20 protein-coding genes are annotated in these 23,221 nt (G+C 53.3%); 14 read left to right on the forward strand and 6 right to left on the reverse strand.

Annotation, left to right across the window (positions count from 1 at the left end; genetic code table 11):
- Positions 1–81 precede the first annotated feature (81 nt).
- From KO1_RS16435 to KO1_RS16445, 3 genes are read left to right on the forward strand one after another with little or no spacing between them, the layout of a single operon-like run.
- Positions 82–2,721: a YdbH family protein gene (locus KO1_RS16435; protein ID WP_024274082.1), complete on the forward strand. Its 2,640-nt coding sequence runs from the start codon at positions 82–84 to the stop codon at positions 2,719–2,721.
- The gene (locus KO1_RS16440) at positions 2,721–2,906 is read left to right on the forward strand and encodes a YnbE family lipoprotein (protein WP_004101631.1); all 186 of its coding nucleotides are present in this window, start codon (positions 2,721–2,723) and stop codon (positions 2,904–2,906) included. Before KO1_RS16435 ends, KO1_RS16440 begins: the two co-directional genes overlap by 1 nt.
- 7 nt (positions 2,907–2,913) lie before the next feature.
- On the forward strand, positions 2,914–3,237 hold the full coding sequence (locus tag KO1_RS16445; protein WP_004112635.1) for a YdbL family probable chaperone protein: 324 nt from the start codon (positions 2,914–2,916) through the stop codon (positions 3,235–3,237).
- On the opposite strand, the gene feaR is transcribed toward KO1_RS16445, so the two are convergent.
- Positions 3,238–4,146: a transcriptional regulator FeaR gene (feaR, locus tag KO1_RS16450; protein WP_017146000.1), complete on the reverse strand. Its 909-nt coding sequence runs from the start codon at positions 4,144–4,146 to the stop codon at positions 3,238–3,240. It abuts the gene before it with no gap.
- 235 nt (positions 4,147–4,381) lie between these two features.
- Here feaR and KO1_RS16455 point away from each other — a divergent pair, with 235 nt between their 5' ends.
- Both KO1_RS16455 and KO1_RS16460 read left to right on the forward strand, forming a co-directional pair.
- Positions 4,382–5,881 carry an aldehyde dehydrogenase family protein gene (locus KO1_RS16455; protein ID WP_004112639.1) on the forward strand — a complete coding sequence of 500 codons (1,500 nt, stop codon included), beginning with the start codon at positions 4,382–4,384 and terminating at the stop codon, positions 5,879–5,881.
- 242 nt (positions 5,882–6,123) lie between these two features.
- Positions 6,124–6,594, forward strand: a complete 471-nt coding sequence (locus tag KO1_RS16460; protein ID WP_016807892.1) for a GNAT family N-acetyltransferase — start codon at positions 6,124–6,126, stop codon at positions 6,592–6,594.
- 177 nt (positions 6,595–6,771) lie between these two features.
- On the opposite strand, the gene KO1_RS16465 is transcribed toward KO1_RS16460, so the two are convergent.
- Positions 6,772–7,116: a helix-turn-helix domain-containing protein gene (locus KO1_RS16465; protein WP_004112641.1), complete on the reverse strand. Its 345-nt coding sequence runs from the start codon at positions 7,114–7,116 to the stop codon at positions 6,772–6,774.
- 336 nt (positions 7,117–7,452) lie between these two features.
- Here KO1_RS16465 and oqxA point away from each other — a divergent pair, with 336 nt between their 5' ends.
- The gene (gene oqxA, locus KO1_RS16470; RefSeq protein WP_064407048.1) at positions 7,453–8,628 is read left to right on the forward strand and encodes a multidrug efflux RND transporter periplasmic adaptor subunit OqxA; all 1,176 of its coding nucleotides are present in this window, start codon (positions 7,453–7,455) and stop codon (positions 8,626–8,628) included.
- Positions 8,629–8,651: 23 nt separating this feature from the next.
- Positions 8,652–11,804 (forward strand): multidrug efflux RND transporter permease subunit OqxB, encoded by a 3,153-nt coding sequence (gene oqxB / locus KO1_RS16475; RefSeq protein ID WP_024274087.1) that lies wholly within the window; start codon positions 8,652–8,654, stop codon positions 11,802–11,804.
- Between the two features lie 67 nt (positions 11,805–11,871).
- Here the strand turns inward: oqxB and oqxR are convergent, their stop codons facing one another.
- The gene (gene oqxR / locus KO1_RS16480; RefSeq protein ID WP_024274088.1) at positions 11,872–12,351 is read right to left on the reverse strand and encodes an efflux pump transcriptional repressor OqxR; all 480 of its coding nucleotides are present in this window, start codon (positions 12,349–12,351) and stop codon (positions 11,872–11,874) included.
- Between the two features lie 796 nt (positions 12,352–13,147).
- Here oqxR and KO1_RS16485 point away from each other — a divergent pair.
- On the forward strand, positions 13,148–14,131 hold the full coding sequence (locus tag KO1_RS16485) for a hypothetical protein (protein WP_023320863.1): 984 nt from the start codon (positions 13,148–13,150) through the stop codon (positions 14,129–14,131).
- Positions 14,132–14,413: 282 nt separating this feature from the next.
- On the opposite strand, the gene gap is transcribed toward KO1_RS16485, so the two are convergent.
- Together gap and KO1_RS16495 are read right to left on the reverse strand one after the other, a co-directional pair.
- Positions 14,414–15,424, reverse strand: a complete 1,011-nt coding sequence (gap, locus tag KO1_RS16490) for a type I glyceraldehyde-3-phosphate dehydrogenase (protein WP_004112651.1) — start codon at positions 15,422–15,424, stop codon at positions 14,414–14,416.
- 78 nt (positions 15,425–15,502) lie between these two features.
- Entirely contained in the window at positions 15,503–16,483 is a 981-nt protein-coding gene (locus KO1_RS16495; RefSeq protein ID WP_024274089.1) for a GlxA family transcriptional regulator, read from the reverse strand.
- A 302-nt stretch (positions 16,484–16,785) separates the two neighbouring features.
- Between KO1_RS16495 and KO1_RS28240 the strand changes: the two genes are divergently transcribed.
- Positions 16,786–17,562 (forward strand): hypothetical protein, encoded by a 777-nt coding sequence (locus KO1_RS28240; RefSeq protein WP_071787143.1) that lies wholly within the window; start codon positions 16,786–16,788, stop codon positions 17,560–17,562.
- Positions 17,563–17,721: 159 nt separating this feature from the next.
- Here KO1_RS28240 and KO1_RS16500 read toward each other — a convergent pair whose 3' ends face one another.
- Positions 17,722–18,342, reverse strand: a complete 621-nt coding sequence (locus KO1_RS16500; protein WP_032692314.1) for a histidine phosphatase family protein — start codon at positions 18,340–18,342, stop codon at positions 17,722–17,724.
- A 397-nt stretch (positions 18,343–18,739) separates the two neighbouring features.
- On the opposite strand from KO1_RS16500, the gene KO1_RS16505 reads away from it, so the two are divergent.
- From KO1_RS16505 to KO1_RS16525, 5 genes are all read left to right on the forward strand, one after another.
- On the forward strand, positions 18,740–19,486 hold the full coding sequence (locus KO1_RS16505) for a GntR family transcriptional regulator (RefSeq protein ID WP_004101657.1): 747 nt from the start codon (positions 18,740–18,742) through the stop codon (positions 19,484–19,486).
- Positions 19,487–19,499: 13 nt separating this feature from the next.
- Positions 19,500–19,973, forward strand: coding sequence for a PTS sugar transporter subunit IIA (locus tag KO1_RS16510; protein ID WP_004101659.1), 474 nt, complete (start codon positions 19,500–19,502; stop codon positions 19,971–19,973).
- A complete protein-coding gene (locus KO1_RS16515; RefSeq protein WP_004101661.1) occupies positions 19,970–20,257 on the forward strand; it encodes a PTS sugar transporter subunit IIB in 288 nt (95 codons plus the stop codon). Before KO1_RS16510 ends, KO1_RS16515 begins: the two co-directional genes overlap by 4 nt.
- A 77-nt stretch (positions 20,258–20,334) precedes the next feature.
- Complete coding sequence (locus tag KO1_RS16520) at positions 20,335–21,693, forward strand: PTS galactitol transporter subunit IIC (RefSeq protein WP_004101663.1); 1,359 nt, start codon at positions 20,335–20,337, stop codon at positions 21,691–21,693.
- Positions 21,686–23,194 (forward strand): FGGY-family carbohydrate kinase, encoded by a 1,509-nt coding sequence (locus KO1_RS16525; RefSeq protein WP_024274091.1) that lies wholly within the window; start codon positions 21,686–21,688, stop codon positions 23,192–23,194. Before KO1_RS16520 ends, KO1_RS16525 begins: the two co-directional genes overlap by 8 nt.
- Positions 23,195–23,221: the final 27 nt, after the last annotated feature.

The raw sequence follows: 23,221 nt of genomic DNA on the forward strand, positions 1-23,221 counted from the left end.
GAACTTTAACTCGCAGGTCGAACGTGCCACAATGACGGCCTCTCGGCTTTTACTTATTTCGAATCAGGATATTAGCTGCCCATGAAGGGTAAATATAAAGCCGCCATCGCGCTATTATTAGCACTCGTGCTGCTACCGCTGGCTTTGCTGTTGACGCTCACCCACTGGGTGCCCACGCTGGCTGGCATCTGGCTACCTGCGGGCACCCGAATCTCTCTCAGCGAGAGCCCGCGCCTGACGCGCTCTTCCCTGCGTATTCCGGATTTACGCTACCTGGTAGGCGACTGCGAAATCGCGCGTGTCGCTAACGCCGAGCTCTCCCGCCCCAGCCGCTGGCGTTTACATATCACTGAGCTGGATATTAACAGCGCCTGCCTGAATAAATTACCGCACAGCGAAGCCGCGCCGGGGGCGCCGAAAACCCTTGCCGAGTGGCAATCAATGCTGCCATACAGCTGGCTGACGATTGAAAATCTGCGTCTGTCGCCGTGGGAGAAATGGCAAGGGCGTCTGGTGATGTCGTTGACCCCGCAGCAGCAGGATATCGGTTATGCCGGAGAAGAGGTCTCTCTCCAGGCGCGCCTGCGCGGCCAGGCGCTGACGGTCAGCGACTTTTCCGCGCGTCTGGTAGAAGGCCAGGCGCCAGTGAAGCTGGTGGGCGAGTTTCAGATGCCGCTGGTGCCGGACGGTTTGCCGGTTGATGGTCATCTGTTTAGCACTTTTGAATTTCCTCAGACACCCGGCCTTGTCGACGCCGAACTGGAGTGGCATGAGAATCGCGGGCAGCTGTTGGTCACGCCGCGTGGTGAAGTGGAGCCGATTCTCGATCTGCCGTGGGAAATCACCCCGGATCGTATCGCTATCAGCGATGGCCGCTGGCACACCGAGTATGCGGGCAATGCGTTAAGCGGTCGCGTTGCGCTTTCGGTGGGTAACTGGCAACAGGGCACCGAACAGATGCAGGTCAGCGGGCGGTTGAACGTGCTTACCCAGGGTCAGGCCGGTAAGGGTAATGCCGTGCTCAATATTGGCCCCGGTAAGCTGAGTATGGACAGCAGCGACATGCCGCTACAGCTGACCGGCGAGGCCAAACTTGGCGATCTGATTTTTTACGCCAGACTGCCCGCACAGCTGAGCGGTCCGCTTATCGCGCCGGTACTCAACTTCCACCCCGGGGCGCTGCTGCGTTCGCGCGGGCGGGTCATCGACTCACTGAACATCGATGAAATTCGCTGGCCGCTGGCGGGCGTCACCGTGACGCAGCAGGGCGTGGATGGCCGCCTGCAGGCCATTCTCCGCGCCCATGAGCAGGAGATGGGGGATTTTACCCTGCATCTCGACGGCCAGGCCGACAATTTTATGCCCGACCGCGGCCGCTGGCAGTGGCGCTACTGGGGCGATGGCCATTTTACCCCGATGCAGGCACGCTGGGACGTTAAAGGCGCGGGTGAATGGGTTGATAGCGCCATCGTGCTCAATAGCCTGTCGACCGGTTTCGATAAGCTGCAGTATGGTTCCATGCTGGTGAGCACGCCGCGCCTTACCCTGGATAAACCGATTCACTGGCTGCGCGATGAGCAGCATCCGCGACTGACCGGCGCGCTGTCGCTGGATGCCGGAAAAACCACCTTCAGCGGCGGCAGCGAACTGCCGCCGTCAACGCTGAAATTTAACGTTGAGGGTCGCGATCCAACCTGGTTCCAGTTCAATGGTTCCCTGCATGCGCAAAAAATTGGCCCCGTCCGCGTCACCGGACGCTGGGACGGCGAGCGCCTGCGCGGGCAGGCGTGGTGGCCGAAACAGTCATTAACCGTTTTCCAGCCGCTGGTGCCGCCGGAATGGAAGATGAACCTGCGCGAAGGTTCACTGTACGCCCAGGTCGCGTTCTCTGCCGCCGCCGATCAGGGCTTTGAGGCGGGGGGGCACGGGGTGCTCAAAGGCGGCAGCGCCTGGATGCCGGATAACCAGATCAACGGCGTCGATTTCGTGCTGCCGTTCCGCTTTAGCGAAGGCACCTGGCAGCTTGGCACCCGCCATCCGGTTTCGCTGCGCATTGGCGAAGTCGTCAACCAGTTTACGGCGCGCAATCTGACGGCAGATCTTCAGGGAGCCTGGCCCTGGAGCGAAGACGCTCCTTTACAGTTGAGCAACGTCAGCGTCGATATTCTCGGCGGCAAGCTGACCATGCAACAGCTGCGGATGCCGCAGCACGATCCGGCGCTGCTGCGCCTGCAGAACATCTCCAGCAGCGAATTAATTAGCGCCATTAAAGTGAAGCAGTTCGCCGTTTCCGGCCCGTTCAACGGCGCGCTGCCGCTGTGGCTGGATAACGATAAATGGATCATTAAGGACGGCTGGTTCAGCAATCCGGGGCCGATGACGATGCGCCTGGATAAAGACACCGCTGACGCGCTGGTGGCCGACAACGTCTCCGCCGGGGCGGCCATTAACTGGCTGCGCTATATGGAAGTGGCCACCTCGTGGACGCGGATCAATCTCGATAACCTCGGCGTACTGACGCTGAAGGCGACCATCAGCGGCACCAGTCGGGTAGAGGGCAAAAGCAACACGGTGCACTTAAACTACTCCCATGAAGAGAATATTTTTGACCTGTGGCGCAGCTTGCGTTTCGGCGACAATCTGCAGGCGTGGCTGGAGCAGAACGCCAGACTGCCCGCCCAGCGCTGCCAGGACAGTCATACCTGTAAGGAACAACAATAATGATCAAACTATTCACCGCTTTTCTGGCAACCATGCTGCTGGCGGGCTGTACGCCGCGTATTGAAATTGCGGCGTCGAAAGAGCCGATCACCATCAATATGAACGTCAAAATTGAACATGAGATTCATATCAAAGTGGATAAAGACGTTGAGAATCTGCTGAAAACCCGTAGCGATCTGTTCTGAGGCGATGATGAGAAAACGATGGTTAATCGCGACGCTGGCGCTGGCGTTGTTGAGCACTCAGGCGCTGGCGTTAACCCTAAGCGAAGCGCGGCAGCAGGGGCGAGTCGGCGAAACGCTGAACGGCTATCTTCAACCGCTGCGCCAGGATAAAGAAACCCTGGCGCTGGTTAAACAGATCAACGCCGCCCGCAGCGACAGCTATCAGCAACTGGCGGACGACAACAACCTGCCGGTGGATCAGGTGGCGAAAATGGCCGGGCAGAAGCTCGTCGCCAGGGCGCAGCCTGGCGAGTATGTGCAGGGCCTTAACGGCAAATGGCTGAAAAAATAGCTATCGGCAGCGCTTGCGATACTCCCCCGGCGAGACGCCGAAGCGCTGCTTAAAGGCGGTGGAGAAATGGCTATGATCGCTGAAACCCCAGCTGTAGCCGATCCCCGCCAGCTTTTCATCATCATGGGCGCTTTCCAGCGCGCGGGCGCAGAGATCGAGCCGACGATTCTTGATATATTGCGCCACCACCAGCCCCTTTTCCGCAAACAGGCGGTAAAGACTGCGCACCGACATACCGGTTTCGCTGGCCAGCCACTCCGGGCGCAGATGTTCCGCCTGAATCGACTCATCGATTAACGCCATGATTTTCTGAAACTGTTTATCGCGCCGGGTGGGCTGGGCCTCCTGATGGTGCAGCATGGGGCGCAGCAGGCAAACAATCGCCTCCAGCGCCGCTTTGCTTTCGCTGGCCGATAGCTCGGGGCTGTTCATGCTCTCATGCAGCAGTCGCTGACTGAGCTGGACCATCGGCAGGGTTTTTGCCAGCCGGGTGGCAATGCTGATTTCACTGCCGCGCAGTTGCTGTTCCAGCAGCGACCTTGGCAGCAGCAGCGAAGCCTGACGCGAGGTTTGCTGCCAGATTATTGAACAGGGGCGAGAAGCATCAATCAGGGTGATATCGCCGCTCTCCAGCATCGCCTGGCGACCGTCCTGCTCGATTGTCGCCTGACCTGAGAGCTGGAAGACGGTATAAAACCAGGCGTCGTTATCGCGCTGGATCTCCTGCCGGGTACGGTAGAGGTTGATGCCGCGAGCGGTTACCGTGCTGACTTTCAGGTCGCCCGCATAGCTGGCGTCTATCTCACCGTGAAAATTATCATCCAGCGGGCGAGCGGCGAACTGGCCGCACACCTGATTGATTTTGGCTAACCAATGCTGGTAATCCTGTCCACGATTTGCCGTACTCATCGCGCATCCCTTGTAATGGTAATGTTTATGCATTGTTGCATTTATGATGCCGGAGACAAGGGTAAAAGGCGGAGTATATGAAAGAACTATTACCTGCTGCACATTTTCTGTCCGCGGAATCCCCTTAATTGCGGCGCCTGTCACAGCGGCAAAAGCGAATGTCACAGAGAAAAAAGCGTGAATCGCGCCCCCGGCATAGACTGAAACCACTATCCGCGAACAATAAGGAAGGGGTATGTCCACATCAGAGGTCGCGCTACTCGCCAGCGTACAGCAGTTTTTAGACAGGCAGCATGGTTTATATCTCGACGGCGCACAACAGGCGGCAGAGAGTGAAAAGCGCTTAACCGTCTGGAACCCGGCAACCGGCCAGGCTATCGCCAGCACCGCGGACGCCAGTGCCGCCGATGTCGATCGGGCAGTGATGTCTGCCTGGCGCGCCTTCGTTTCCCGCAGCTGGGCAGGGCGAACGCCCGCCGATCGCGAACGTATTCTGCTGCGCTTCGCCGATCTGGTTGAGCAGCATGGCGAAGAGCTGGCGCAGCTGGAGACGCTTGAACAGGGGAAATCGATAAACATTTCCCGTGCCTTCGAAGTGGGCTGTACCCTGAACTGGATGCGCTATACCGCCGGGCTGACCACTAAAATCAGCGGACGGACCCTGGACGTGTCGATTCCCTTCCCGCCGGGTGCGCGCTATCAGGCGTGGACCAAAAAAGAACCGGTGGGGGTTGTCGCCGGGATCGTACCGTGGAACTTCCCGCTGATGATCGGCATGTGGAAAGTGATGCCCGCGCTGGCTGCAGGCTGTTCTATCGTCATTAAGCCGTCGGAAACCACGCCACTGACCCTGCTGCGGGTGGCGGAGCTGGCAACCGAAGCCGGCGTGCCGGACGGCGTCTTTAACGTGGTGACCGGTAGCGGGACCGGGTGCGGTGCGGCGCTGACCTCTCACCCACACGTCGCTAAAGTCAGCTTTACGGGATCAACGGCGACAGGCAAACAAATTGCCCGCGTCGCCGCCGACCGTCTGACCCGGGTCACGCTGGAGCTGGGCGGTAAGAACCCGGCTGTCGTGCTGAAAGATGCCGATCCGCAATGGGTTATTGAGGGACTCATGACCGGTAGCTTTCTCAATCAGGGGCAGGTATGTGCCGCCAGTTCGCGAATTTATATCGAAGCGCCGCTGTTCGATACGCTGGTGAGCGGCTTCGAGCAGGCAGTGAAGTCGCTACAGGTGGGGCCAGGCATGCTGGAGAGCAGCCAGATTAACCCGGTAGTGTCGCAGGCGCATTGCGCCAAAGTGGCGGCCTATCTTGATGAAGCCCGTCAGCAGAAGGCAGAACTGATTAGCGGTAATATAGGGCCAGATGCGCAGGGATACTATATTCCCCCCACGCTGGTGATTAATCCCGACGCCGGGCTGCGCCTCAGCCGGGAAGAGGTTTTCGGCCCGGTGGTAAACCTGGTGCGCGTGGCCGACGGCGAAGAGGCGCTGCGCCTGGCCAACGACAGCGATTTTGGCCTGACCGCCAGCGTCTGGACCCGCGACCTGAGCCAGGCGCTGAGCTATACCGATCGCCTGCAGGCGGGAACGGTGTGGGTTAACAGCCATACCCTGATCGACGCTAACCTGCCGTTCGGCGGCATGAAGCAGTCGGGCACCGGCCGTGATTTCGGTCCCGACTGGCTGGACGACTGGTGCGAAACGAAGTCGGTCTGCGTGCGCTACTAGCGGCCTGTCTTCCCCCGGTGGCGGCTGGCGCCCTACCGGGGTTACAGGTGTGCAGTTTGTGAATTCTGCTGCTATGCCTGTGAAAAACCTCGCTGCCCAATACCTTTTTTAGTTCGGTACCTGTTGATGTCATTCAGATCGTTAGGGTGGCTAATGCAGCAGGTATTCAGTGATTGCAAAGCGGTTGTCTAACACATAATGTAAATATATTGTGATAATAAAAGTTGCATGGTTCAGGTCTTATGAATATCAAAGTTGCAAACACTGGAAACGCAGAGGAGTGCTGGGCGCTAAGGAATCAAGCCATTCGGTTTGGATGTAAGGGCAGTTATAGTGATGAGGTTATCAGCGCCTGGACGTCAGATTCGATGCCGGATGGATTTCGCGAATTAATGACCAAAGAATTTTTTTTCATCGGGCAAGATGATGAAGGAAAGATCATCGCTACCGCACTCCTTGACGTGGCCACCAACACTCTGAAAGCCTTCTACGTTCTCCCCGAGCTCCAGGGGAAAGGCATCGGGACCAGATTCCTCTCTGCACTCCTGGATGAGGCGAGGAAGTCAGGAATGAAATTTCTGGAGTTATCATCTACGCCAAATGCTCGTTTTTTTTATGCCAGCCGGGGTTTTGTTTTAATCGGCGAAAAAGCGTATACATCCTCTGTCACGGGGACAGACCTACTCTGTTTTGATATGAAAATGGTGCTTTAACAAATTTAAAATTTTCTAAGGTATCATGGCAACGCTGGCAGTAAACCCCGCCGCTAGTTCAATCCCTTCCGGTACCTATGCTAAGTGAATACGCACAGGCCCTCGCTTTGCAGGCCGCACCGAGATAAAGCCGGGATTGACATCCGGCAGCCCCAGCCGCCCGTTTCTTCATAGGCATCATCGCTGCGTCTCCGCGCTGCCGATGCTGCGTCGCCATGCGCCGGGCGCCTGGCCGAACTGACGCTTGAAGCTGCGGTTGAAGGACTGCTGGGAGTCAAAGCCGAGGGCGATCGCCACGTTCAAAATCGGTTCATCGCTGTGGGCTAAGCGCTCGACCGATTTTTGCAGCTTTTGCGCGCGAATATACTCGCCGAGAGGATAACCGGTATGTTCTTTGAATATCCGCTGCAGGTGCCATTTCGAATAACCGGCGCGCCTGGCGACGGTCTCAATGTCCAGGCGGCTATCAAGATTGTTGTCGATCCAGTCGAGTAAATCGTGAATGAATGCGCCAGTGTTCATCTGGTTCCCCCCCGCGCAGCTTAGGAAAAAGTATTTGTGTTTGTTGCATTTAAAAATGGATCGCTTTTAGACTAATTGCAAGTTTTATTGTTGCATTTAAAACCCTGGCAGTATTGCACCATTTCTCAAAGTCGGGAATAGCACATAAAGTGCAACAATTATTCTTGCACTAAATTAAGCGCCTTCCTACAATCGCCGCGAATAGTGTATTCGCAACTGTTACATTTTTGTGGCGATGACCGACACAAATAGCCTAAAGCCTGTCCGGACAAAGGAAGTGGCGCGGCGTCTCCCGCTGCGTCTTGCCCGGCGGCTACCCATATCGGAATAAAAATAATGAGCCTGCAAAAAAACTGGGGTAACGTTCATCTGACTGCGCTGGGCGCGATACTCCTCTCCACGCTCCTTGGCGGGTGTGATGAGGGGGCCGCGCGAAACGCCGCGCCGCAAGCGCCTGTGGTGAGCGCCGCTGACGTGGTTGTGAAATCCATTAGCCAGTGGGACAGCTTTAATGGGCGGATTGAAGCGGTGGAAAGCGTCCAGCTTCGCCCCCGCGTTTCCGGCTACATTGATAAAGTGAACTACGTCGATGGCCAGGAAGTGAAAAAGGGGGAGGTGCTGTTCACCATTGATGACCGTACCTATCGCGCCGCGCTGGAGCAAGCGCAGGCGACGCTGGCGAGAGCCAAAACGCAGGCTAGCCTGGCGCGAAGCGAGGCTAACCGCACCGATAAATTAATCAATACCAACCTGGTCTCCCGCGAAGAGTGGGAGCAGCGCCGTGCGGCGGCCACCCAGGCGCAGGCTGATATTCGCGCGGCGCAGGCGGCGGTTGACGCCGCGCAGCTTAATCTGGACTTTACTAAAGTGACCGCGCCTATCGATGGCCGCGCCAGCCGCGCGTTGATCACCAGCGGGAACCTGGTCACCGCCGGCGACAGCGGCAGCGTACTTACCACGCTGGTATCGCAGAAGACGGTTTACGTCTACTTTGACGTGGATGAGTCCACCTACCTTCACTATCAACATCTCGCCCGCAGCGGGCAGGGCGCGTCCAGTAATCATCTGGCGCTACCGGTAGAAATTGGCCTGGTTGGCGAAGAGGGATATCCCCATCAGGGCAAAGTGGATTTTCTGGATAATCAGTTAACGCCGAGCACCGGCACGATCCGTATGCGTGCGCTGCTGGATAATGCCCAGCGTCAGTTCACGCCTGGACTGTTTGCCCGCGTCCGTCTGCCGGGCAGCGCCGAATTTAACGCCACGTTAATCGACGATAAAGCGGTGCTGACCGATCAGGATCGCAAATATGTTTATGTGGTTGATAAAGATGGGAAAGCGCAGCGTCGCGACATTACGCCGGGACGCCTGGCCGCCGGTTTACGCATCGTGCAGAAAGGCCTGAACCCGGGCGATAGAGTCATCGTCGATGGGTTACAAAAAGTGTTTATGCCGGGGATGCCGGTTAACGCGAAAACCGTCGCCATGACCACCCGCGCCGCCCTTAACTGATCCCCTATCTGAGAATCCGACCCATGGACTTTTCCCGCTTTTTTATCGACAGGCCGATCTTCGCCGCGGTACTGTCGATTCTGATTTTTATCACCGGATTAATCGCCATTCCGCTGCTGCCGATCAGCGAATATCCTGACGTCGTACCGCCCAGCGTGCAGGTGCGCGCGGAGTATCCCGGCGCCAACCCGAAAGTGATTGCTGAGACAGTGGCGACGCCGCTGGAAGAGGCGATCAACGGCGTTGAAAACATGATGTACATGAAATCCGTCGCCGGCTCTGACGGCGTACTGGTGACTACCGTTACCTTCCGCCCGGGTACCGATCCCGATCAGGCGCAGGTTCAGGTGCAAAACCGGGTCTCGCAGGCCGAGGCTCGTCTGCCGGAAGATGTGCGGCGTTTAGGCATCACCACGCAGAAACAGTCGCCGACTCTGACGCTGGTGGTGCATCTGTTTTCGCCCGGCGGTAAATACGATTCCCTGTATATGCGCAACTATGCCACGCTAAAAGTGAAGGATGAGCTGGCGCGACTGCCCGGCGTCGGGCAGATTCAGATTTTTGGCTCGGGCGAATACGCAATGCGCGTCTGGCTCGATCCCGACAAGGTAGCGGCGCGCGGGTTGACCGCCTCGGATGTGGTGACGGCGATGCAGGAGCAAAACGTCCAGGTTTCCGCCGGGCAATTGGGCGCCGAGCCGCTGCCGCAAGAGAGCGACTTCTTGATCTCCATTAACGCCCAAGGGCGCCTGCATACCGAAGAAGAATTTGGCAATATTATCCTGAAAACGGCGCAGGACGGCTCGCTGGTCCGCCTGCGCGATGTGGCGCGTATTGAAATGGGTTCCGGTAGCTATGCGCTGCGCTCCCAGCTGAATAATAAAGACGCGGTTGGGATTGGTATCTTCCAGTCTCCGGGGGCCAACGCTATCGATCTGTCCAACGCGGTGCGCGCTAAAATGGACGAGCTGGCGAAGCGTTTTCCGCAGGATATGCAATGGGCGGCTCCTTACGATCCGACGGTTTTCGTTCGCGATTCCATTCGCGCGGTCGTGCAAACGCTGCTGGAAGCGGTGGTGCTGGTCGTGCTGGTGGTGATCCTGTTCCTGCAAACCTGGCGCGCGTCGATTATTCCGCTGATCGCGGTGCCGGTCTCGGTAGTGGGGACGTTCAGCATCCTCTACCTGTTAGGCTTTTCGCTAAATACCCTCAGTTTGTTCGGCCTGGTGCTGGCTATTGGGATCGTGGTGGATGACGCCATCGTGGTGGTGGAAAACGTTGAGCGAAATATCGAAGAAGGATTGGCTCCGCTTGCCGCAGCGCATCAGGCGATGCGTGAAGTTTCCGGGCCGATTATCGCTATTGCGCTGGTGCTGTGCGCGGTGTTCGTGCCGATGGCGTTCCTCTCCGGGGTCACCGGTCAGTTCTACAAACAGTTTGCGGTGACGATTGCGATTTCCACGGTGATCTCCGCCATCAACTCGCTGACCCTCTCTCCGGCGCTGGCCGCTCTGCTGCTTAAGCCGCACGGAGCGCCGAAAGACTTCCCGACCCGGCTTATCGATCGTCTGTTCGGCTGGATTTTCCGTCCGTTTAACCGCTTTTTCCACCGTAGCTCGAACGGCTATCAAGGGCTGGTGGGGAAAACGCTCGGGCGCCGCGGGGCGGTTTTTGTGGTCTATCTGCTGTTGCTTTGCGCCGCCGGCGTCATGTTTAAAGCCGTCCCTGGCGGGTTTATTCCCACCCAGGATAAGCTCTATTTGATTGGCGGCGTGAAAATGCCGGAAGGCTCTTCGCTGGCGCGCACCGATGCGGTGATCCGCAAAATGAGCGAAATCGGAATGAATACCGAAGGCGTGGATTATGCGGTGGCGTTTCCCGGTCTTAACGCGCTGCAGTTCACTAATACGCCGAATACCGGGACGGTCTTTTTTGGCCTGAAGCCGTTCGACCAGCGTCAACATACGGCGGCGGAAATTAACGCTGAGATCAACGCAAAAATTGCGCAAATCCAGCAGGGCTTTGGCTTCTCTATTTTACCGCCGCCGATTTTAGGACTGGGCCAGGGGTCCGGCTATTCGCTCTATATTCAGGACCGCGCCGGTCTTGGCTATGGCGCGCTGCAAAACGCGGTGAACGCGATGTCCGGTACCATTATGCAGACGCCGGGGATGCATTTCCCCATCTCAACCTACCAGGCTAACGTTCCGCAGCTGGATGTGCAGGTCGATCGCGATAAGGCCAAAGCCCAGGGTGTGTCGCTGACCGATCTGTTCGGTACGCTACAAACCTATCTGGGATCGTCTTACGTCAATGATTTCAATCAGTTCGGGCGTACCTGGCGGGTGATGGCGCAAGCCGACGGGCCGTTCCGCGAAAGCGTGGAAGATATTGCCAATTTGCGTACCCGGAATAATCAGGGCGAAATGGTACCGATCGGCAGTATGGTGAATATCCGTACCACCTATGGGCCGGACCCGGTGATTCGCTACAATGGCTATCCGGCGGCGGATCTGATTGGCGATGCCGATCCGCGCATACTCTCATCCTCGCAGGCGATGGCGCAGCTGGAGGCGATGTCGCAGCAGATACTGCCGAACGGCATGAATATCGAATGGACGGATCTGAGCTTCCAGCAGGCGACTCAAGGCAATACGGCGCTGATCGTCTTCCCTGTGGCGGTGCTGCTGGCTTTCCTCGTGCTGGCGGCGCTGTATGAAAGCTGGACGCTACCGCTGGCGGTGATCCTTATCGTACCGATGACCTTACTCTCTGCGCTGTTTGGCGTCTGGCTGACCGGCGGCGATAATAACGTATTCGTACAGGTGGGGCTGGTGGTGCTGATGGGGCTGGCCTGTAAAAATGCGATTCTGATCGTCGAGTTTGCCCGCGAGCTGGAGCTCCAGGGAAAAGGGATTATGGAAGCGGCGCTGGAAGCATGTCGCCTGCGTTTGCGCCCGATCGTGATGACCTCCATCGCCTTTATTGCCGGGACGATTCCGCTGATACTCGGCCACGGCGCAGGCGCGGAAGTGCGCGGCGTCACCGGGATCACGGTGTTTTCCGGTATGCTGGGGGTTACGCTGTTTGGTCTGTTTCTGACGCCGGTGTTTTACGTGACGCTGCGTCTATTCGTGACGCGCGGTAAAGCGGTGAAGGACGTGATGCCTGCGTAGGACAGGCTGCCGCAGTGAAGAAAAACCGCTTTCCCTGTGAAGGCGGTTTTTTGCCATAAGCAACGGATTAGTGCGATTTGTTGTGCTGGGTACAGATTTCAGGAACCGGATCGCAGCCGCTGGTGTCGGCTTTTTTGACTTCTTCCAGCGCACTGGCCACGGTATGGCGAGCTAAAACCTCTAACGAAGCCTGCTCTGCTTCATCGGCGACAGATTTGAAGTACCAGCACGCGTTGGCGCTCACCACGCAGCGGGCAGGGATGTCGGGACGTGACGCCCACAGCTTTTTATCTTCGATGACGGATACGTAGATATCGCGCAGGGTAATCTCTTCCGCCGGGCGACCAAGATGGATAGAGCCGTTGCGGCCAAGCGTTGAGACGATGATACCGTCACGCGTGAGCGGAACCATCAATTTGCGGATAAAGCTCGGATTGGCTTTCAGACCGTAGGCCAGAATCGTACTCGTTGAGCGTTCGCCCGATTGCTCCGCCATCGCTACGCTGAGGACCATCTGCAAAGCTGTCGGGAAGCGGTAATCTAACATTTTCTTGTCCTGGGTTGCGGTGAATCTTGTTCTTTTTGGCGCCGCAGAGGTGAGTAATCAATAAACAACAATATACCAAATACGGTATTTTTTTTGAAGTCATCAACGATTGACCTGGCGCGTAAAAAAGAGTTTCCGGTATCCCTGTGCTTTACCGCAAAGTTATGCCAGAGCGCGTAAAAATGTATCGGTGAAGGGCAGGATGATCAGTTTAGGGGAGGGGGCAAGGTTTAGCATGGGAGCAAAGATGCCGCAGGTAATAAGCGAAAAACGAATAGTCCCCGGTGGTCCCCTGGCCCGCAAACAGCGCAGCAGTCAGGTAATTTATACTGTTTGAACGCTGACGTATAAAATATTCGATATTGCAAACTTTAAATCTACGCCACTTCTAATACACATCAGTATTCAGTCAATGACTGTAGCAAAAATAAGATTATTCTAGCGAGGTTGGGCACTATGTACCCATCAAGGATATTTCCACGAATAATGCATCTGCATTAATATTCTCATTATTTACAGGTGGTTACGCTTGCCTGCTAATATTTTTGGTGAGAAAAATGGTTAAAATGGAATCCTCTACTAAAATCAAATTGTTGATTAAATTCATACACTGTTCATTCGTATTAATTTAGATGATTGGCTTTTGTCTATCGCCCGAAATTGCAGCGGTGAATGATAGCTGCTGACGATAATTACTCAGTTCGATATTGCCATAAGTCTGGCAGGTAAACTTCTGCCCTGGACGTTTGTGCATAACGAGTTCGGGGTTAAAAAGTTATTTCAAAGGACAACGTAAATGACGCATATCTACGAATCTACCAATATTAGTAATCAGGAAACAGCCAGACCTTTGCCTGTCGGCGGGGTAAATAGCGCGAGCGCGGTATCGTGGGGAGCAATATTTGCAGGCGCAGCCGCAGCGGCTTCGCTGGCGCTGATGCTGCTTATGCTTGGCGCAGGCTTAGGCCTGACGTCCATTTCTCCGTGGGAAAATCACGGTCTGGCAGCAGGTACCATGGGTATTGTCGCCATTGCCTGGCTGACGTTTACCCAAATTGTGGCGTCAGGAATGGGGGGATATCTGGCCGGGCGTTTGCGTACCAAATGGGTTGATACTCATACCAATGAAATCTATTTTCGCGATACAGCGCATGGTTTTCTGACCTGGGCCGTTGCATTGCTGGTATCGGCTGTGCTTTTGACCACCACTGTCAGCTCACTCATCGGCGGCAGCGCAAAAGTGATTGGCTCCGTTGCCGGGGGCGCGACGGCAACCGCGATGAGTAACGCGGGAGACGAATCTTCCGTGCTGTCGAAGTCATCGATGGAATATTTTACCCGCTCGCTGTTCCGTTCGACCGCTTCCGCTCCGGCAGATAACGGCGGATTTCCGGCTAATTCATCAGGTAATGACGCGATGGCAATGAATCAGCCCGTACCGCCAAAGGCCGAATCTCCAGCGCAATTAGCAGAGGTTACGGGTATTTTTGCTAACAGCATTTATACTGGCGCGCTTCCGCAGGAAGATCTGACTTATGTAGCGCAGTTAGTTTCGCAGAATACCGGCATCAGCCAGCAAGAGGCCGAGCAGCGGGTTCAGGCTGTTTATGATAAAGCGCAGGCCAATTTGAAAGAGGCAAAAAATAAAGCACAGCAGGCCGCAGATGCTGCCAGAAAAGCCACGAGCTACGTTACCCTGTGGTCATTTATTTCTCTGTTAATCGGCGCATTCGTTGCCAGCCTGTGTGCAACCTATGGCGGCCGTCAGCGTGACTTATAATTTCTAACACTCATTATTCAGGAGGAACCTATGCGTTCAATATTGCTTTTCTTTCTGGGCGTGCCGATCCCAATCATTATTTTGATCGCGTTATTTGTGCACTAACGATTTTCCGGCCCCGCAGGAATAGTTGTTAAGAAAATACTGACCTTGCGCACATTACCGCTAAAGCATAAATGCCCTTTGAGGGCATTTATGCTTTTTATCAGGCGTTCAGCGGAGCCTGCTGCGCGTCACCTGAATCTCTCCATGATGTTCACTATCAATCACACCCGCAGTGAATTAGCGTTCACGACTTGCCATCATCAGCGCCAGGTCGACGAGGCGATTAGAGAATCCCCATTCGTTGTCGTACCACGCCAGAATTTTGACCATATTGCCGCCAATCACCAGCGTTGACAGACCGTCGATAATCGATGAGCGCGGGTCGCCCCGGTAGTCGCTGGAGACCAGCGGTTCATCGCTATAGCCGAGGATACCTTTCAGTGGCCCCGTCGCGGCGGCTTCGCGAAAGGCATTATTCACCTCTTCGCTTGTCACATCTCGCTCAAGCGTGACGGTCAGGTCGACAATGGATACCACCGGAACGGGGACGCGCAGCGAATATCCCGTCAGCCGGCCCTCCAGCGCAGGAATAACTTTGCCCAGCGCCTTCGCGGCACCGCTGGAGTACGGTACGATCGACAGCGCAGCGGCGCGGGCGCCACGCAGATCTTTTTCCGGCTGGTCGTGCAGCGCCTGGCTGTTGGTATAAGCGTGGGTCGTGTTCATCAGGCCATGCTTGATCCCAAAATGTTGGTGCAGAACCTGGGCGGCAGGCGCCAGACCGTTGGTGGTGCAGCTACCGTTACTGACCACGTAGTGCTTATCCGGGGAGTAGAGGCCATCGTTAACGCCCATCACGATAGTTAAATCATCGTTTTTACCGGGGGCGGAGATAATCACGCGCTTCGCGCCACCGCTGTGGATATGCACCGCCGCCTTGTCGCGCTCGGTGAAGAAGCCTGTGGCTTCAATCACGATATCGACTTCACGCTGACGCCACGGGATATTTGCCGGATCGCGTTCGCTGAACACGGTAATGGGTTTACCATCAACCACAAGTTGCCCCTCGCTGGCGGTGACGTCGGCGTCGAGTTTACCGAGCAGCGAGTCGTATTTCAGTAGATGCGCCAGCGTCTTACTGTCTGTCAGATCGTTAATTGCCACAATCTCAATATCCGGATTGCCCAGTGCAGCACGCAGTACGTTGCGTCCGATACGACCAAAACCGTTAATACCGACCTTAACCATAATCCACTCCTTATTGATTGGCTCTGGAGTCAATGTAGGCCGGGCGTTTGATGGCGTAAATGACAAAAAAGGATCACTTTACGCCATTCTGCGGCTGTGAAACCGCTGGCGATATTCGCCGGGCGTGAGATGAAGCTGTTTTTCAAACAGCCGTCGCAGGTTAATGCTACTGCCAAATCCCGTTTGTTCGGCGATACGCTCCAGCGTGTCGCTGGTCTGCTCCAGACGCTGCCGGGCAGCGGCCAGACGAGCTTCCGCGACGTAACGCGCCGGCGAAGCGCCGGTTTCCCGGGTAAACACGCGGGTGAAATTTCGCGGACTCATGGCGACTTTTTCCGCCAGCTTATCCACGCTGAGGTCGGCGGTGAGATTTTCGAGCAACCATGCCAGCAGATCGTTAATCGGGCCTAGGGTGGTAGTCTGCCGAAGGTTGTAGCGGCTAAACTGCAGCTGGCCTCCGGGGCGACGCAGATACATGACGAAGTCCTGGGCGATATCGCGCGCCAGGCTGAAGCCGTAATCTTCTTCAACCAGCGCCAGCGTAAGATCAAAGCCGGAACTGACCCCGCCAGAGGTCCAGATATGTTCGTCCTGAATATAGAGCGGACCGCCCTCGACGCGGACCAGCGGGAATTCCGCCTGCATGGTTTCCAACAGCTTCCAGTGGGTAGTGGCCCGTCTGCCGTCCAGCAGCCCGGTTTGCGCCAGCAGCATCGCACCGCCGCAAATGGAGGCAATGCGGCGGGCATGGGGAGCGGCAAGGCGCAGCCAGTCAACCACCGCAATCCCTTCCTGCGGGTTTTGACCTCTACCGGTAATGATGATCGTATCGAGGGGCTCGCGAGGGTCTATCTCATGCAGGCGATGATCGGCCAGCAAATTTAAACCGGACTGACCATGGATCACCTGATGCGGTTGAGTCGTCGCCAGCCGTACCTGGTAACAGATCTCACTGGCGCCTTCCGGATGCAGGCGGTTAGCCTGCATCAGAATGTCGGCAATACCGGCGGACTCAAACAGCATGCCGCCATCCGGGACAATAATGAGTATTTTCTTCATGTCCTGAAAAGTAATCTTTTTACAGAATAAGTCAACAGGATGGATGGGGAAGGGGGCAATCTTACTTGCCTGAGAGACGGTATTTTCAGCCAGATGATGGTTGACGTTGCCTGAGCGGCGTCGCCTGCTGAGGTAGATCTGCTGGAAAAGAGGGCAGAATGTCCGCTATTAGCGAGGAGCGGACGTTAACTCATAGATTAAAAGGGGATTCAAATGTCAATAGCGCGACTTTCTGGGATACTTATCGTGTTGCTGACTAAGCCTCTACCTCTAAGGAATGTCATACACATTTGGTGGTCTTAATGGAAATATTCTTCAAATCATATCAGACAGAAGGCTGTTGCTTATGCGGGTCTAGTGGTTCTCTCACCGGAGAGCACAAAATAAAAGCTTCGGCGTTGAGAAAAATTTTTGGAAGTAATGCAATGGTCATTGGAGATTTTGATGATGGCGGCATTCTTCGTACAGCACAAGGTCCTAAGTCTAAGGCTTTCCATTTTTCGGCACGAATGTGCTCTTTATGCAATGGCTCTCGTACACAGCCTGCAGATCAGGAATTTGATCGATTTCACACTTTAGTTTCATCGCTGTTATCAGAAGGTAGGGACCCTTCTGAGGTGTTTAATATGCCACAGTATAATTTGGACTCAGAAGCCTACCTCAATGTGTTTAGATACTTTTCCAAAATTTTATGCTGCCAAATTGCAGAAGCAGGCGGCCCTCGCCCATTAGAGGCTTGCGAATTTGCTATAGGAAAAACGAGTAGGAACATTATCTTTCTACACATTGATGTAGATCCAATCTACCTGACTTATCGAGATACATGCGGAGAACATGGTTTTGCTAGACATGGAGGACTTATTGTCCTGTTTGACTCAAAAACACACAATCCAACATGTTTCCAGACCTTGTTAAGTTTGGGTGCTGTGAGGTATCTTTTTTGGGTTAGATTTGATGCACTTGTTGGAGCTGAGTTACGTACATCCCATCATGAATTTTGGCTCAAATGTAAGGCCGCGTATCAAGAGGCTATAAAAAATCCACTATCGGATGAACAGCGATATCGCTTAGGTATTTAATTAAACTATGTGAAATACGATACTGTTCTGATTTGAAGGTCTGAAGATATCTGGCCCTGCTCCGTACTGGAGCAACGTCCGCTCTTGGCACTCAGCTGACCTTGTGCTTAAACCATGATGGCGCTGGTAGGATAGCTGTGGATGATTGAAAGGTAACAACTAATCCCGTAGCCGTAAATGCGTTGCAATTCCCCATCTAAGGGCGGCACATCGTCCATCAATCAGGTCGAAAACCGAGTAACTCGCGTTGGGTTGCGCATACCGCGGGAAATCATCGACAGTTCCACTTTGGAGAATCGAAAGAACGCCCTGAATGACATGTCCGTGCGACACAATGCATATCGTTTGATGATGGCGATTTTTTTCCAGAGCGTATAAAAAATGCATCATACGCTGAGAGGCATATGAGAGAGACTCGCCTCCGGGCGGACAATACTCGGCATCAAGTTTGAATAACGCTTCTGCAGCATCCGGGCTGTGCTTCAGGAGCTGCGCTGTTGCCATGCCTTCAAATTGACCCAATGCTTGTTCTTTCAGGGCAGGCTCAGCTATCAGTGAGCAACAAAAGCTTTCAGCCAGGCTCTGTCCCATTTGCCAGGCACGACCAAGCGGAGAAGCGTAGACACATTCTACCCGGTAATCACACGCTGCAAACGCCGCAAGTAAGGCTGATGTCTGGCGTTTCCCCCGGGAGGTCAATGCGCTATCGCTCTGTCCTTGTAGAATCTCTCTCACATTCCACTCGGTTTCCGCGTGTCGAACAAGTATCACTTGCATCATTAAAGGGCCATGTGTGTTATTGATGAAAATGCTAAAGACCAAACCTATCCCTTTAATAGAGTAGAATGTTTCTGCTCTGGATGATAAACAGCAATAAGTGTAGCTGACCAGGATGTTCAGTCTCAGAATTGATGCATTGAACATCGTTAACCTCCACTCCTGGTCCGCAGCAGCTTTCACCACCCTGGACTTAAATTTACCCAGCGATCGCTAACGCATTATCGACTTCAATGGCCAGATAATGGACTTTATGTGATGTTCATCACATAAAAATGATCCTGATTAGAGCTCCAAAATTGTGACTCTCTGCCATACCTCCCATCTAAAAAATCCCTATCATAAACTCGAAGTTGTACATGATTGTCCATGGACAACTCTAAATGTTCAGGTGCGCACCATGAAAACATTAATAAAAAGTTCACAAATTCCGCTTTATCAGCAGGTTGTGGAGTGGATAAGAGAAAGTATCTATAGCGGGGAACTTGTTGAGGATGACCGCATACCTTCAGAGTTTCAAATCATGGATATGCTTGAGGTGAGTCGCGGTACCGTTAAGAAAGCGGTGGACCAACTGGTAAGAGAAGGTGTCCTTGTGCAAGTTCAGGGTAAAGGCACCTTTGTGAAAAAGGAAAATGTTGCTTATCCGCTGGGTGAAGGTTTGCTCTCTTTTGCGGAAGCCCTGGCAAGCCAGAAAATAAACTTCACCACCAGCGTTATTACTTCCCGGCTGGAACCAGCCAATCGTTTCGTGGCTGAAAAGCTCGGAATTCACCCGGGGCAGGATATTCTGTTTCTTGAACGCCTTCGCTCTATTGGTGATGAAAAAGTGATGTTGATTGAAAATCGTATCAACATTGAGCTTTGTCCCGGTATTGTGGATGTGGATTTTACCAGGGAAAATTTATTTCCAACGATTGAGCGATTATCTCAAAAGAAAATAAGTTTCTCTGAAAGTCGTTACGCTGCCAGACTCATTGGTAATGAACGAGGACATTTTCTGGATATTGGTGAAGATGCGCCTGTTTTACATTTAGAACAGTTAGTGTTTTTCTCCAGAGGATTGCCCGTTGAGTTTGGAAACGTCTGGCTAAAAGGCAATAAATATTATCTTGGCACCATATTGCAGCGCCGGGATGCTAACTAGTAAAGAGGGAATTATGCAGGATATTAATTTTCGTCGTCATTACGTGCGACACCTTCCAAAGGAGGTCAGCCAACAGGACATTATCAGGACTCTCGCCAGTCCACTCATTAACGATGGTATGGTCGTGTCTGATTTTGCCGATCACGTTATTGAGCGGGAAAAAAGTTTTCCAACAGGTCTGGCTGTTGAACCTGTGGGTGTCGCTATTCCCCATACCGATCACCAACATGTTCGTCAGAATGCGATCAGTATTGGGATATTAGCAGAATGCGTCAATTTCGAAGATATGGGCGGAGAGCCAGAACCTGTTCCAGTCAGGGTAGTATTCATGCTTGCATTAGGTGAAAGCAACAAGCAGCTCAATATCCTGGGCTGGATTATGGATGTCATCCAGGATGGGGATTTTATGCAGCAGTTGCTGGTCATGAATGATGATGAAATTTATCAATCAATTTACATACGATTATCTGAAAGAGGTGAGTTATGAGTCAAATGATACTGTTTGTTTGTGCAACGGGTGTTGCTACTTCCACAGCCGTGGCAGAAAAGGTAATGGAATATTGTAAAGAGAATGGGCTTGATGTTAATTACTCACAAACTAATGTCGCCTCACTCCCAAATAATACTGATGGTGCAGCTTTAGTGGTATCAACAACAAAAGTGCCTTATGAACTGGATATCCCGGTTGTTAGTGGTCTGCCAATTATTACCGGAATAGGTGAGGATAAAGTACTGGAAAAAATAATTTCAATTCTTAAAGGCCAGGCCTGATTTCATAAATATAAAACAAGATAAATTATCCAGGCGCTAACGCGAGGTCTGGTTACATCTGAATCAAGAGGTCGGATATGAATGATATAGCACACACCCTCTATACCGTTGTGCAATATGTCCTGGGGTTTGGCCCTACGGTTTTATTACCGCTGGTGCTGTTCTTCCTGGCATTGTTCTTTAAGGTAAAACCAGCAAAAGCACTTCGTTCATCGTTAATTGTCGGGATTGGTTTTGTCGGGATTTATGCCATCTTTGACATTCTCACCAGCAATGTGGGTCCGGCTGCGCAGGCAATGGTTGAGCGTACCGGTATCAGTCTTCCAGTGGTCGATTTAGGCTGGCCACCGCTGGCTGCGATTACATGGGGTTCGCCGATCGCTCCCTTTGTTATCCCGCTGACTATGCTCATTAACGTCGCCATGTTGGCTCTGAACAAGACACGCACTGTCGATGTTGACATGTGGAACTACTGGCACTTTGCTCTTGCCGGAACGCTGGTTTACTACAGCACGGGGAGTTTTGTGTTAGGGCTCTCTGCCGCTGCTATTGCTGCGATAGTCGTGCTCAAAGTTGCGGACTGGTCAGCGCCATTAGTCGCTAAGTACTTTGGTCTGGAAGGCATTTCGCTTCCCACTCTGTCATCTGTCGTCTTCTTCCCGATTGGGCTATTGTTTGACAAAATTATCGACAAAATCCCTGGTCTTAACCGTATTCATATCGATCCGGAAAGTGTGCAGAAAAGGCTCGGAATCTTTGGTGAACCGATGATGGTGGGGACAATTCTGGGTATCTTGCTGGGTATTATTGCCGGTTACGATTTTAAACATATCCTGCTGCTGGGTATCAGCATTGGTGGCGTTATGTTTATTCTCCCGCGCATGGTCCGTATCTTGATGGAAGGTTTATTACCGCTGTCAGAGGCTATCAAGAAATATCTGAATGCAAAATACCCCGGTCGCGATGATCTCTTTATCGGTCTGGATATCGCAGTAGCAGTCGGTAATCCAGCTATTATCTCCACGGCCCTGATCCTGACCCCCATCTCTGTCTTTATTGCATTTCTCCTTCCCGGCAATAAAGTCTTGCCGCTTGGCGATCTGGCAAATCTGGCTGTCATGGCTTCAATGATTGTCCTGGCTTGTCGAGGTAATATTTTCCGGGCAGTGATTACCGCGATTCCGGTGATCATCGCCGACCTGTGGATTGCGACTAAAATTGCGCCATTTATTACCGGTATGGCTAAAGACGTTAATTTCAAAATGGCCGAAGGGTCAAGTGGTCAGGTATCAAGCTTCCTGGATGGTGGCAACCCTTTCCGTTACTGGCTGCTTGAGATATTTAACGGAAATATGATTGCTATTGGGCTGGTCCCGGTAATTGCTCTGATTATTTACGCTATCTTTCGTCTGACAAAAGGAACTGTCTATGCCTGATTACCGCGCCGCGCTTGTCATCGATATTGGCACAACTAACTGCAAAGTCAGCTGTTATTCCTGTCATGACGCGTCAGTTTTGGATGTCCGCAAATTTCCTACACCTACCAGGGCGTCGGAGAAAGGCGGGGTAGATTTCGATATCGAAGCGCTGTGGCAGGCCCTGCGGCAGGTAATGGCTGAACTGGTAGCTTCTGCACCTTTACCGGTGAAAGATATCAGTATTGCGAGTTTCGGTGAGTCTGGTGTTTTCGTTGATGAGCACGGTGACATTCTTACCCCGATGCTGGCCTGGTACGATCGTCGTGGTGAATCTTATCTGTCTTCGTTAAGCAAATCAGAGGCTGAAGAGCTGTACGCTATTACAGGACTTCCGCCTCACAGCAATTATTCAGCCTTCAAAATGAAATGGTTGCTTGATAACTACTCATTACATGAACGAAGAGATATTTGCTGGTTACATGCACCTGAAGTACTGCTGTGGAGAATGACGGGTGAGAAAAAGACGGAAGTCTCAATGGCCAGCAGAACGTTGTGCCTGGATGTCAGCCGACAGACCTGGTCTCGTAAAGCTGCCGGGATCCTCGGTATACCATTTGATGCGCTGGCACCATTGATAAAGCCGGGTGAAGTCGCGGGTTGGATGACCGCCACGCTCAGACAAGAGCTTGGATTCTTTCATGAAGTCAAAATCACGATTGCGGGACACGATCATATGGTCGGAGCCCGGGCATTACAGATGCAACCCGGTGAGGTGTTGAATTCTACCGGGACGACAGAGGGTATTTTGCTGCTGGATACTCAGCCAACACTCAGTGACCAGTCACGGAGGGATAAGCTGGCAAACGGCTGTTATTCCGATGCTGAATTTTTCACGCTTTTTGCATCACTTCCTGTTGGCGGTTATGCGCTTGAATGGGTGAGAAAAACGTTTCGTTTGACGGATGAGGAAATTCAAACAGGCCTGGAAAAAGCACGCGAGCGCTATGTCCAGCCTTCCTGGTCTGCCGAAGACATTCCCGTGTTCATTCCTCATTTGCGGGGGTCTGGTTCGCCAAATAAAAATCGGCACACGCGCGGTCTGATTTTTGGTCTGACGGATTCACTTTCGCCAGCGACTCTGCTTGAGAGTGTCTTTATCGGTCTGACGATGGAGTTTTCTCTCTGTTATGAGTGCTTTAACATCCAGGCTGGCAGGAGTGTAAAAGTAATAGGCCCTGCGGTGAGAAACCCGTACTGGCTCCAGTTGAAGGCTGACATCCTTCAATGCCCCATTGAGGCCATTGCTTTTGATGAAGCCGTATCCGTTGGGGCATTATTGATAGCCTGCCCGGAGATTGCCCCTCCCTCTGTTCCTGTGGCCGGGCGTTATATTCCTGACGTAATACGGTCGGAGAAGTTGCAAAAATATCAGCAGCAATGGCTAGCCTTTTACCGATTTAAATTAATGCAGGAAGGAGTATTTATTGGTGAGGAGGATAATAGCTCAGTAGTTCGATAATTTCTTTACACTTTCAATATAGATATC

Origin of the sequence: Klebsiella oxytoca NBRC 105695 (genome assembly GCF_001598695.1) — a bacterium.
In the GTDB taxonomy this organism is placed as follows: domain Bacteria; phylum Pseudomonadota; class Gammaproteobacteria; order Enterobacterales; family Enterobacteriaceae; genus Klebsiella; species Klebsiella oxytoca.

Excerpts from the sequence above, each read along its gene's own strand:
- KO1_RS16435 (WP_024274082.1), top strand. The coding sequence starts at position 82 with ATGAAGGGTAAATATAAAGCCGCCATCGCGCTATTATTAGCACTCGTG.
- KO1_RS16440 (WP_004101631.1), top strand. The coding sequence starts at position 2,721 with ATGATCAAACTATTCACCGCTTTTCTGGCAACCATGCTGCTGGCGGGC.
- KO1_RS16445 (WP_004112635.1), top strand. The coding sequence starts at position 2,914 with ATGAGAAAACGATGGTTAATCGCGACGCTGGCGCTGGCGTTGTTGAGC.
- feaR (WP_017146000.1), bottom strand. The coding sequence starts at position 4,146 with ATGAGTACGGCAAATCGTGGACAGGATTACCAGCATTGGTTAGCCAAA.
- KO1_RS16455 (WP_004112639.1), top strand. The coding sequence starts at position 4,382 with ATGTCCACATCAGAGGTCGCGCTACTCGCCAGCGTACAGCAGTTTTTA.
- KO1_RS16460 (WP_016807892.1), top strand. The coding sequence starts at position 6,124 with ATGAATATCAAAGTTGCAAACACTGGAAACGCAGAGGAGTGCTGGGCG.
- KO1_RS16465 (WP_004112641.1), bottom strand. The coding sequence starts at position 7,116 with ATGAACACTGGCGCATTCATTCACGATTTACTCGACTGGATCGACAAC.
- oqxA (WP_064407048.1), top strand. The coding sequence starts at position 7,453 with ATGAGCCTGCAAAAAAACTGGGGTAACGTTCATCTGACTGCGCTGGGC.
- oqxB (WP_024274087.1), top strand. The coding sequence starts at position 8,652 with ATGGACTTTTCCCGCTTTTTTATCGACAGGCCGATCTTCGCCGCGGTA.
- oqxR (WP_024274088.1), bottom strand. The coding sequence starts at position 12,351 with ATGTTAGATTACCGCTTCCCGACAGCTTTGCAGATGGTCCTCAGCGTA.
- KO1_RS16485 (WP_023320863.1), top strand. The coding sequence starts at position 13,148 with ATGACGCATATCTACGAATCTACCAATATTAGTAATCAGGAAACAGCC.
- gap (WP_004112651.1), bottom strand. The coding sequence starts at position 15,424 with ATGGTTAAGGTCGGTATTAACGGTTTTGGTCGTATCGGACGCAACGTA.
- KO1_RS16495 (WP_024274089.1), bottom strand. The coding sequence starts at position 16,483 with ATGAAGAAAATACTCATTATTGTCCCGGATGGCGGCATGCTGTTTGAG.
- KO1_RS28240 (WP_071787143.1), top strand. The coding sequence starts at position 16,786 with ATGGAAATATTCTTCAAATCATATCAGACAGAAGGCTGTTGCTTATGC.
- KO1_RS16500 (WP_032692314.1), bottom strand. The coding sequence starts at position 18,342 with ATGATGCAAGTGATACTTGTTCGACACGCGGAAACCGAGTGGAATGTG.
- KO1_RS16505 (WP_004101657.1), top strand. The coding sequence starts at position 18,740 with ATGAAAACATTAATAAAAAGTTCACAAATTCCGCTTTATCAGCAGGTT.
- KO1_RS16510 (WP_004101659.1), top strand. The coding sequence starts at position 19,500 with ATGCAGGATATTAATTTTCGTCGTCATTACGTGCGACACCTTCCAAAG.
- KO1_RS16515 (WP_004101661.1), top strand. The coding sequence starts at position 19,970 with ATGAGTCAAATGATACTGTTTGTTTGTGCAACGGGTGTTGCTACTTCC.
- KO1_RS16520 (WP_004101663.1), top strand. The coding sequence starts at position 20,335 with ATGAATGATATAGCACACACCCTCTATACCGTTGTGCAATATGTCCTG.
- KO1_RS16525 (WP_024274091.1), top strand. The coding sequence starts at position 21,686 with ATGCCTGATTACCGCGCCGCGCTTGTCATCGATATTGGCACAACTAAC.